We start from the raw sequence: 9,613 nt of genomic DNA on the forward strand, positions 1-9,613 counted from the left end.
CCCACCCGCACCCGGAGGTCCATGGGACGATGGGGTACGGACATCCCCCACCATCCCGAGGACAGCCCGAGTGACAGCGCCCAAGACGTTCGCCGACACCACCTTCACGCCGCCGGAGTTGATCCGCAACTTCTGCATCATCGCCCACATCGACCACGGCAAGTCGACGCTGGCGGACCGGATGCTGCAGCTGACCGGCGTCGTCGAGGAGCGGGCCATGCGCGCGCAGTACCTCGACCGCATGGACATCGAGCGGGAACGCGGCATCACGATCAAGGCCCAGAACGTGCGCCTGCCGTGGCAGGTCGACGGCCAGGACCACGTCCTGCACCTGATCGACACGCCCGGCCACGTGGACTTCACCTACGAGGTCTCGCGCGCGCTCGAGGCGTGCGAGGGCGCGATCCTGCTGGTCGACGCCGCGCAGGGGATCGAGGCGCAGACGCTCGCGAACCTGTACCTCGCGCTCGAGAACGACCTGCACATCATCCCGGTGCTGAACAAGATCGACCTGCCGTCGGCGGATCCGGAGAAGTACGCGGCGGAGATCGCGCACATCATCGGCTGCGAGCCCTCGGACGTGCTGCGCGTGTCGGCGAAGACCGGCATGGGCGTCACCGAGCTGCTGGACGAATGCGTCCGCCAGGTCCCGCCGCCGGTCGGCGACGCGGACGCGCCCGCCCGCGCGATGATCTTCGACTCGGTCTACGACACCTACCGCGGCGTCGTCACCTACATCCGCGTGGTGGACGGCAAGATCACGCCGCGCGAGAAGATCAAGATGATGTCCACCGGAGCGACGCACGAACTGCTCGAGGTCGGCATCATCTCGCCGGAGCCGAAGGCCAGCAAGGGACTCGGCGTCGGCGAGGTCGGCTACCTGATCACCGGCGTGAAGGACGTGCGCCAGTCGAAGGTCGGCGACACCGTGACCTCCGAGCGGCACGGCGCGACGGAACCGCTGGCCGGTTACCGCGAGCCGAAGCCGATGGTGTTCTCGGGCCTGTACCCGGTGGACGGCTCGGACTACCCGGAACTGCGCGAGGCGCTCGAGAAGCTGCAGCTCAACGACGCCGCGCTGACGTACGAGCCGGAAACGTCGGTCGCGCTGGGCTTCGGCTTCCGCTGCGGGTTCCTCGGCCTGCTGCACCTGGAGATCACGCGGGACCGGCTGGAGCGCGAGTTCGGGCTGGACCTGATCTCGACCGCGCCGAACGTGGTGTACCGGGTGGTGCTGGAGGACCGCAGCGAGGTGATCGTCACGAACCCGTCGGACTGGCCGGGCGGGCTCAAGATCTCCGAGGTGCACGAGCCGATCTCGAAGGTGAGCATCCTGGCGCCGTCGGAGTTCGTGGGCACGATCATGGAGCTGTGCCAGGCGAAGCGCGGCACCCTGCTGGGCATGGACTACCTGTCCGAGGACCGCGTCGAATTGCGCTACACGATCCCGCTCGCGGAGATCATCTTCGACTTCTTCGACACGCTGAAGTCGCGCACGCGCGGGTACGCGTCGCTCGACTACGAGGAGTCCGGCGAACAGGTGGCCGACCTGGTGAAGGTCGACATCCTGCTGCAGGGCGAGACGGTGGACGCGTTCTCCGCGATCGTGCACAAGGACGCCGCCTACACCTACGGAAACCGCATGGCGACGCGCCTGCGCGAGCTGATTCCGCGCCAGCAGTTCGAGGTGCCGATCCAAGCCGCGATCGGCTCGCGCATCATCGCCCGCGAAACGATCCGCGCGATCCGCAAGGACGTGCTCGCCAAGTGCTACGGCGGCGACATTTCGCGGAAGCGGAAACTGCTGGAGAAGCAGAAGGAAGGCAAGAAGCGGATGAAGACCGTCGGCCGGGTGGAGGTGCCGCAGGAGGCCTTCGTCGCGGCACTGTCCACTGAGGACAACGGGAAGAACAAGAAGTAGGTCCACCTTCGGGTGAACGGCGGCTCCGGGTTTCCCGGGGCCGCCGTTTTTGTCGGTGGGGTCTGGTGTTCTCAGTTGCTAACAGGGACTCTCTGGCGCGAACAGGGAAAGGAGAGCACCATGACGGTCATGGCGGAAATCCAGAATCCTCCCGGGTCGGGACCCATGACGGTGCACGACCTCGAGGGGATGCCGGATGATGGCCGCCGTTACGAACTCATCGACGGGACGCTCCTCGTGAGTCCCGCGCCCGGCCTGAGACATCAGACGATCGGCTACCAGTTGTACGGCGTGCTCGACGCGGCCTGTCCGGAAGACATGTTCGTCGTCGGTGCTCCGTTCGCCGTGCACGTGGGTGATCGGATAGAGCTTCAGCCGGACGTGCTGGTCGGCCGGACTGAGGACTTCACCGCCAAGGACCTGCCTGTGCCACCGGTTCTCGCTGTCGAGGTTCTGTCGCCGAGCACATCGATTCACGACCTGAACACCAAGAAGGCGCTCTACGAACGGTTGCGCGTCCCGAGTTACTGGGTGATCGACCCCGCTGAGCCCGAACTGACTGTGTTCGAATTGGACGAGGAGGGCAGCTACCGCCATGTTGCCAAGGCCGCGGGCGCTGAGACGTTCGAAGCAGAGCGGCCCTTCCCTGTCCGGGTAGTCCCCGAGGTGCTTGCTGGAAGGAGCTGAACGGTCCGGTCGGCTCGCTTCGCCGGGCTGTTGCGAGAAGCGCTCAGCCGTTCCCGATGATCTTGCCCACCTCCACGAACACCGCGGCCCGGCGTTCGGCGGCCATTACGCGGTCGTACTCCGCCCAGTCGTCGTGGGTGCCGGTGGCGGCGCGGAACACGTCGCGCAGCAGGGACGGGAGGCCGTCGGCCGGGAAGGACGGGTCGGGGTCGTCCGGGCCGATCAGGCGGGCCGGGCCGGTCACCGAGAGCCAGCGCCAGCCGCGGCGGAACGTCACGGTCGCGTGGCCGTTGCGGCGCAGCAGCGCGAGCTTGTGCGCGCCGCCGACGGCGACGAAGCCCACACTCGGCTTGCCGGTGACCGGGTCGTTCAGGATGCCCGCGTTCACCACGGACGCGTGCACGGTGCCGTCGGCGCGGGTCGTGGCCACCGTCGCGAGGCCGTTCTCCTCCACCGTCAGCGCGCGGAGCTGCTCCAGGGTTGCCGTCATGCTTGTCTGCAACGCGGCGGCGGCCCGGCGCATTTCCGATCCGGCACTAGGCTCGGGGACATGTTCGATGATCTCGAGTTCCCGGTGATCGTGGCGCCGATGGCGGGTGGGCCCACGACTCCGCAGCTGGTCGGTGCCGTCACGAATGCGGGCGGGTTCGGTTTCCTCGCCGCCGGCTACCTCAGCCCGGAGACGCTGGACGCCCGGATCGCGCACACCGCCGACCTCACCGGCGGCCGGTTCGGCGTCAACCTGTTCGTGCCCGGCGGACGGTCGGTGGCGGACCTGAGCGCGCACCGCGAACGGATGCTCGCCGAAGCCGTGCGCTACGGAGTCGAACTCGGCGACCCGGTCTGGGACGACGACGAGTACCCGGCGAAACTCGACCTCGTCGTGCGGCACCGGGTTCCGGTGGTGTCGTTCACCTTCGGCGCGCCGACGTCCGCCGAGGTGCAGCGGATCCACGAAGCCGGCGGCACAGTCGCGGTCACCGTCACGAATCCGGAGGAAGCCGACCTCGCCGCGGCGCGCGGGGCCGACGCCTTGGTGGTGCAGGGCTTCGAGGCAGGCGGGCACCGCGGCCTGTTCACCGACGACCCGGGCAACCCGGCCGGCGGCGAGGAATACGGCCTGCTCGCCCTGCTGCGGTTGCTGGGCGCGCGCACGAGCCTGCCGTTGATCGCGGCTGGGGGACTGGTCCACGGCGCCGACGTGGCGGCGGTGCTGGCTGCCGGTGCGTCGGCGGCGCAGTTGGGCACGGTGTTCCTGCTCGCGACCGAGGCCGGCACTGGTGACACGCAGCGGCGCGCTCTCGCTGAGGGCGGCCGGGCGACGGAGTTCACGCGCGCGTTCAGCGGACGTCCGGCGCGAGGCATGGTGAACCGCGTCCTGAGCGACCTTTCCGCGGGCGCGCCTGCCGCGTACCCGCAGTTGCACCACCTGAGCAAACCGGTCCGCGGGGCGGCGGCCAAAGCTGGTGACCCGGAGGCGATGTCGCTGTGGGCCGGGCAGACGTACCCGCTCGCCGGTGACGGTTCAGCGGCCTCGATCGTGGCCCGCCTCCGCGCGGAGGCGAAGGCAGCGACAGAGCGGCTCGACCGGCTGCGGTGAGCGCGGAGCTTTCTGCCGAAACTCCGCACGGCGGTGCGGCTCGGGTGGTTGAGGCAAGGGCGCGGAGCTTTCTGCCGGAACCACGGACAACGGCTGGGCTTGGCCAGTTGCGTGGCGATGGTCGGGCGAGGCCTTCTGTTGGAATATCGACGTCAGAGGTGGCTCGGCTGGTTGCGGGTGATGGCTTCTGGTGGAAACCCCGGCGGCTGAGCGGATCAAGCAACCCTGCGTGACCTGATCGCGGGCGGCCTCGGTGAGTGCGGTCCCAGAGCGGGACCGGATGTGCGCTCGTGGGCCGAAAACCGTGTCCGATTGGGCACGCGGGCCAGTGCAAGCGCAAAAATGCGGGGGACGCCACCCAAGGCGTCCCCCGCATTCGAAACTCCACCGATGAATCAGTCCGAAGTGGACTTAACCCCGCCAGGCCCACCCGGCTCGCCGTCCCCGGAGCCGAGGTCTCCATCCGTTCCGCGTTCCATCGCCGAGTGGCGTTTGCTGTACGCGAAGTAGATCACCATGCCGATCGCGAACCAGATCGCGAAGCGCAGCCAGGTTTCCGGCTTCAGGAACGTGATCAGCCAGATCGAGAACACGACACCGATGATCGGCACCACCGGCATGCCGGGGGTGCGGAACGTGCGCGGCAGTTCGGGGCGCTTGTAGCGCAGCACGATCACCGCGATGCACACCACCACGAAGGCCAGCAGGATGCCGATGTTCGTCAGCTCCGCGGCCTCGCCGATCGGCAGTACGCCGGCGATCAGTGCGGACGCGGCGCCCAGGATCCACGTGATGCGCGAAGGGACCTTGCGCACGGGGTGGGTCTTCGCGAACCACTTCGGCAGCAGGCCGTCGCGGCTCATCGAGTAGCCGACGCGCGTCGCGCCCAGGAGGAAGGTGAACAACACCGTCAGGATGCCGATGATCGCGCCCACCGCGATGATCGCGCCCAGCCAGCCCAGGCCGACCTTCGCGAACGCGCTCGAGAACGCGGCTTCCGGGTTGATGTCGGTGTACTTCACCATGCCGGTCAGGACCAGGCAGGCCAGCACGTACAGCACCATCGAGATCGCCAGCGAGTAGATGATCGCTTTCGGCATGTGCTTCTGCGAGTCCTGCGACTCTTCGGCAGCGGTAGACATGGCGTCGTAGCCGAAGACGGCGAAGAACACCGTTGCCGCACCGGTGAAAGCGCCGCTGATGCCGAACGGGAAGAAGTTGGTGTAGTTGCCGCTCTGGATGTGGAAGGCGCCCACCACGATCACCAGCAGCACCAGGCCGACCTTCAGGTACACCAGCATTGTCTCGAACCGCGCCGCGTTTTTCATGCCTTGGTTGAGGATGAACGCGATCAGCAGGCAGAGCAGCACGGCGAACAGGTTGATCTTGTACGACCCTGGTTCCACGCCAGCCGGTTCGGTGCCGGGTGCACCGGACATCCAGGACGGCAGCGAGACGTGCAGGAAGCCGAGCAAATCGTTGAAGTAGCCGGAAATTCCGATCGCCACCACGGACACGATCGCGGTGTACTCCAGCAGCAGGTCCCAGCCGATGAACCAGCCGACGATCTCGCCGAGCACCGCGTACCCGTAGGTGTAGGCGGAGCCCGCGCGCGGGATCAGGCCGGCGAATTCGGCGTAGGAGAACGCGGCCGCGGCGCTCGCGATGCCCGCGATCAGGAACGAGATCAGCACGGCCGGGCCCGCGGTCTTGTTCGCGACCGCGCCGGCCAGCGAGAAGATGCCCGCGCCGATGATGCCGCCGACGCCGATCGCGGTCAGCTGCCGCAAGCCGAGTGTTCGCTGCAGGCCGCTTTCGCCTGCCTGCTCGATGGTTTCGATCGGCTTGCGCCGGAAGATACCGGTCCCGGAGCCCAGGTTCGGGCCGCGCGGAGCTGACATCGCTGTCTCCTCGACTGCTTGTGCGAAGGGCCCGGGTTCTCAAGCCCTGGCAGCGCACCGTACCTGGCGGCGCCCCGGCTGTCACCGACTCCGTAGTGTGACGATCTTGGCAGTCTGAGTCACCCGGTCGCGGAGTCCTCCGCGACGGTGTTGACCGTGGGCGCCGGGCGGCCGCCCGAGCGGACGGCGCCGGCGGCGAAGAAGGTCAGCAGTTCCGCTACCTCGGGCGGGTCGTCCAGCTGCGGGCAGTGGCCCCAGTCCTCCCGGACGACGAGCCTGCTGTGCGGCACCAGGGTGTGCAGCTTCCGGCCGGACGCGGGCGTGACGAGCTTGTCCTTGCCGCACGCGACCGCGAGCAGCGGGATCCGGATCTGGTCGAGCCGGTAGGCGTCCGCTAGTTCCGCGACGAGCTGGCGGGCCTCTTCGAGTCGGGACGTGGTGGCCCGGTAGTCGGGAAAGAGCGTGGTGAACCGGCGGACCTGGCCCGCGTCCGCCTGCCGCGAGTCGGCGTAGAGGATCCGCGGCACCAGCTGTTCGGCCACCGCGCGGACCAGGAAACCCGGCACTGGCAACGGAAGCGAGGAGTACAAGCGCAGCGGCAGCGGGTTGCGGCCGACCGTGCGGACCAGCCACGAGTCGACGAAACCGGGCGCGGCGATCGACACCACGCCGATGGTCGGCAGCCGGTGGTTCTGCGCCGCGCGCAGGCTCATCGTGCCGCCGAGCGAGTTGCCCGCGAGCACGACCGGGCCGAGCACGGCCTGCTCGCGCACCACCGCGGCGGTGAACGCGTCGAGCTGCGGCAGCATCGGGCCCGGGCGCAGCGGCTGCGCGTCGCCGAAGCCGGGAAGGTCCACGGCGATCGCGGCGATGCCCGCCGCGGCTAGTTCTCCGAGTACCGGACGCCACGTGTCGGCACTGTCGCAATAACCGTGGAGCAGCACCAGCCGGGGCGCGCGGGGTTTCTCGCCGCCCTTGCGCCGCGTGCGCTTCGGTGCGGGCGCTTCCGCGACGGGCGGCCCGACCTCGAGCACGCGCGTGCGCATGCCGGCGAAGCGCCGGAACGACTCCCGGATCGGCTCCGGGTCATTGGTGGGCCGGCCGCCCCGGCCGACCGGTGCGGGCCGCTGCGTCGCGGTCATGTTCTCCAGGTTAACCGCCCAAGGTCGAGATCTGGTCGAATTTCGGGGGTCACTATCTGGTTGCGAAGCTGGGGTGTTGACGATTCACCGGAGAACGGGTAAAAGCGCTGGCCCGGACTCTTCCGGTGAGGAAAAGCCCAGGTCAGCGCTGGGGCAACAGGATCAGCGGGTGAAGACGATCTTGCCTGCGGTCTCGCCCGCGGCCATCGCGGCGAATCCCGCGGGGGCCTCCGTAAGGGGTAGCTCGCTGCCGATCTGCGGTTTGATGCCCTTCAGGTCGAGGTAGGCGAGCAGGTCGGCCAGCTCGTCGCGGGTGCCCATGGTCGAGCCGAGGACCCGCAGCTGCAGGAAGAACACCCGCTGCAGGTCGGCCGACGGGTCGGGGCCGCTGGTCGAACCGGACACCACGACCGCGCCGCCCGGCTTCAGCGACTTGAGCGTGTGCCCCCAGGTCGCCTTCCCGACGGTCTCGAACACCGCGTCGACCCGCTCCGGCAGCCGCGCGCCGGACCCGAACGTCTGGTGCGCGCCGACGCTCTCGGCCAGCGCGCGCTTCTCCTCGGTGCGCCCGGTGACCCACACCCGGAACCCGGCCGCGCGGCCGAGCGCGATCAGCGCGGTCGACACCCCGCCGGACGCGCCCTGCACCAGCATCGTCTGGCCGGGACGCAGGCCCGATTTCACGAACAGCATCCGGTACGCGGTGAGCCACGCGGTGCCCATGGTCGCGCCCTCGGCGAAGGTCAGGCCGGCCGGCTTCGGCACCGCGTTGCGGGCCGGGACCACGACCTGGTCGGCGAACGTGCCCTGGTGCTTTTCGGTGAGGAGAGTGCGCTTCGGGTCGAGCGTGTCGTCGCCCTGCCAGCCCGGCGCGTTGATCACCGAATGCAGCACGACCTCGGTGCCGTCGTCCAGCGTGCCCGCTCCGTCGCAGCCGAGGATCATCGGGAACTGGTCGGGCTTGATGCCGACGCCGCGCAAGGTCCACAGGTCGTGCATGTTCAGGCTGGCGGCTTTGACGTGCACCCGGACCCAGCCTTCGGGCACCTCGGGTTCCGGCCGCTCGCCGACGACCAGCGAATCGAGCGGGGACTCGGCGTTGGGTTCCTGCGCGTATACGGCGAACATGGCAGCAACCTACCTCCCCTGCCCGCGCCCGCGCAGGCGAGCGCGCGTAGGCTCACATTCGTGTTCGAGGGGCTGGCCAACTGGTGGGACGGGGTCGAGCTGTGGCTTGCGCAAGCCTGGTTCCCCGTGCAGTTCGTGCTGGTCATGGCGGTGCTCGTGCCGCTGTGCCTGCTCGCCGCGTGGGCCATCGACAAGCTGGTCGAACGCTTCGGCCGCCGGTTCGGCACGGCCCGTGACGACGACGGTCCCGGCCGCTCCTAAGCTGGCACACCATGGTCAACCGTAGGCGGATCACCGCCGCGCTCGTCGGTCTCCTCGTGCTGGTGCTCGGCGGGTGGCTCGTCAAGGAAACCGCCGGGTCCTCGGATTCGCCGTCGCCCTCGTCCTCGTCGAGCGCGCCCGCCAACGCGTCCGGAAAGGTGCCGGGGGCCGATTCCAAGCTGCCGGTCAAGCCGTTGTCCTCGCTGCCCTCGCAGGCGGCGGACACCTGGAAGCTGATCGAAAAGGGCGGGCCCTACCCGTACCCGCGCAATGACGACGTCGTCTTCCAGAACCGGGAGAAAGTGCTGCCCGCGCAGAAGAACGGCTATTACCACGAATACACCGTGAAAACGCCGGGGAGCCCGGACCGAGGGGCCCGCCGGCTGATCACGGGGGCGGGGAAAGAATTGTATTACACAGCGGATCATTACTCGTCGTTCGTCGTTGTGGACCCCGCGCGGTGAGCGGCGAAACGGCGCAGGCCGCGGCGGACGCCGCGTTCGCGCGCGGGGGTTATCCGCACCGGGTCGACGGGACGCGGGCGCTGGACAAGCTGTCGGCGCTGGACGCGATCGGCGAGGCGCTGTCTTTCCCGTCGTATTTCGGGCGGAATCTGGACGCGCTGTACGACATGCTCACGGATTTGTCGTGGCTGCCGGCCGGGGAGCACGTGCTGATCTGGGCCGGCTCGGACGGGCTGAAAGCCGCGGAGCCCAAGGCTTATCTGGCGGTGCGGAGCGTGCTTTCGGACGCGCAACGCGCCATGGGGTCCGGGGAACGACGCCTGACGGTGGTCCTGGTCGATTCCTGAAAGCCGCGAAGGGCTCCGGCGGCGTCGCGGATGCGGTGCCTGCCCGGGGTGGCGGGAGCAGGATCGTCGTCTGTGAGGGGACCCCTGAGGGAATCAGATAGGGCTTTGTCAGGGTGGGAGTTGTTGTTGGCATAGCGTGCAGGCCCCGGTCCAGCTGGTGAG

Annotated in this window: 10 protein-coding genes; 6 read left to right on the forward strand and 4 right to left on the reverse strand. The window is 68.8% G+C overall.

The annotated features are described in order from the left end of the window. The first annotated feature begins 70 nt into the window (after nucleotides 1-70). Complete coding sequence (gene lepA, locus ACFSVL_RS17480; RefSeq protein ID WP_378305362.1) at nucleotides 71-1,921, forward strand: translation elongation factor 4; 1,851 nt, start codon at nucleotides 71-73, stop codon at nucleotides 1,919-1,921. 120 nt (nucleotides 1,922-2,041) lie between these two features. After that, nucleotides 2,042-2,608, forward strand: a complete 567-nt coding sequence (locus tag ACFSVL_RS17485; RefSeq protein WP_378305364.1) for a Uma2 family endonuclease — start codon at nucleotides 2,042-2,044, stop codon at nucleotides 2,606-2,608. 43 nt (nucleotides 2,609-2,651) lie between these two features. On the opposite strand, the gene ACFSVL_RS17490 is transcribed toward ACFSVL_RS17485, so the two are convergent. Continuing rightward, nucleotides 2,652-3,098 carry a pyridoxamine 5'-phosphate oxidase family protein gene (locus ACFSVL_RS17490; RefSeq protein WP_378305366.1) on the reverse strand — a complete coding sequence of 149 codons (447 nt, stop codon included), beginning with the start codon at nucleotides 3,096-3,098 and terminating at the stop codon, nucleotides 2,652-2,654. Nucleotides 3,099-3,158: 60 nt separating this feature from the next. On the opposite strand from ACFSVL_RS17490, the gene ACFSVL_RS17495 reads away from it, so the two are divergent. Next, nucleotides 3,159-4,208 (forward strand): NAD(P)H-dependent flavin oxidoreductase, encoded by a 1,050-nt coding sequence (locus ACFSVL_RS17495; RefSeq protein WP_378305368.1) that lies wholly within the window; start codon nucleotides 3,159-3,161, stop codon nucleotides 4,206-4,208. A gap of 395 nt (nucleotides 4,209-4,603) precedes the next feature. On the opposite strand, the gene ACFSVL_RS17500 is transcribed toward ACFSVL_RS17495, so the two are convergent. The 3 genes from ACFSVL_RS17500 to ACFSVL_RS17510 form a co-directional block, all read right to left on the reverse strand. Further along, nucleotides 4,604-6,109, reverse strand: coding sequence for an amino acid permease (locus ACFSVL_RS17500; RefSeq protein ID WP_378305369.1), 1,506 nt, complete (start codon nucleotides 6,107-6,109; stop codon nucleotides 4,604-4,606). Between the two features lie 119 nt (nucleotides 6,110-6,228). After that, on the reverse strand, nucleotides 6,229-7,251 hold the full coding sequence (locus ACFSVL_RS17505; RefSeq protein ID WP_378305371.1) for an alpha/beta fold hydrolase: 1,023 nt from the start codon (nucleotides 7,249-7,251) through the stop codon (nucleotides 6,229-6,231). A 162-nt stretch (nucleotides 7,252-7,413) separates the two neighbouring features. Beyond that, nucleotides 7,414-8,379 (reverse strand): zinc-binding dehydrogenase, encoded by a 966-nt coding sequence (locus tag ACFSVL_RS17510; RefSeq protein WP_378305373.1) that lies wholly within the window; start codon nucleotides 8,377-8,379, stop codon nucleotides 7,414-7,416. A gap of 60 nt (nucleotides 8,380-8,439) precedes the next feature. Here ACFSVL_RS17510 and ACFSVL_RS17515 point away from each other — a divergent pair, with 60 nt between their 5' ends. Genes ACFSVL_RS17515 through ACFSVL_RS17525 form a run of 3 tightly spaced genes read left to right on the forward strand, consistent with a single transcriptional unit; the run spans nucleotide 8,440 to nucleotide 9,451 of the window. Next, complete coding sequence (locus tag ACFSVL_RS17515) at nucleotides 8,440-8,640, forward strand: hypothetical protein (protein ID WP_182894188.1); 201 nt, start codon at nucleotides 8,440-8,442, stop codon at nucleotides 8,638-8,640. An 11-nt stretch (nucleotides 8,641-8,651) separates the two neighbouring features. Next, nucleotides 8,652-9,104: a ribonuclease domain-containing protein gene (locus ACFSVL_RS17520; protein WP_378305375.1), complete on the forward strand. Its 453-nt coding sequence runs from the start codon at nucleotides 8,652-8,654 to the stop codon at nucleotides 9,102-9,104. Next, nucleotides 9,101-9,451 (forward strand): barstar family protein, encoded by a 351-nt coding sequence (locus ACFSVL_RS17525; protein ID WP_378305377.1) that lies wholly within the window; start codon nucleotides 9,101-9,103, stop codon nucleotides 9,449-9,451. The genes ACFSVL_RS17520 and ACFSVL_RS17525 overlap by 4 nt, the downstream gene beginning before the upstream one ends. The last annotated feature ends 162 nt before the right edge of the window (nucleotides 9,452-9,613 follow it).

This window comes from Amycolatopsis silviterrae (genome assembly GCF_042684085.1).
GTDB classification, from domain to species: domain Bacteria; phylum Actinomycetota; class Actinomycetes; order Mycobacteriales; family Pseudonocardiaceae; genus Amycolatopsis; species Amycolatopsis silviterrae.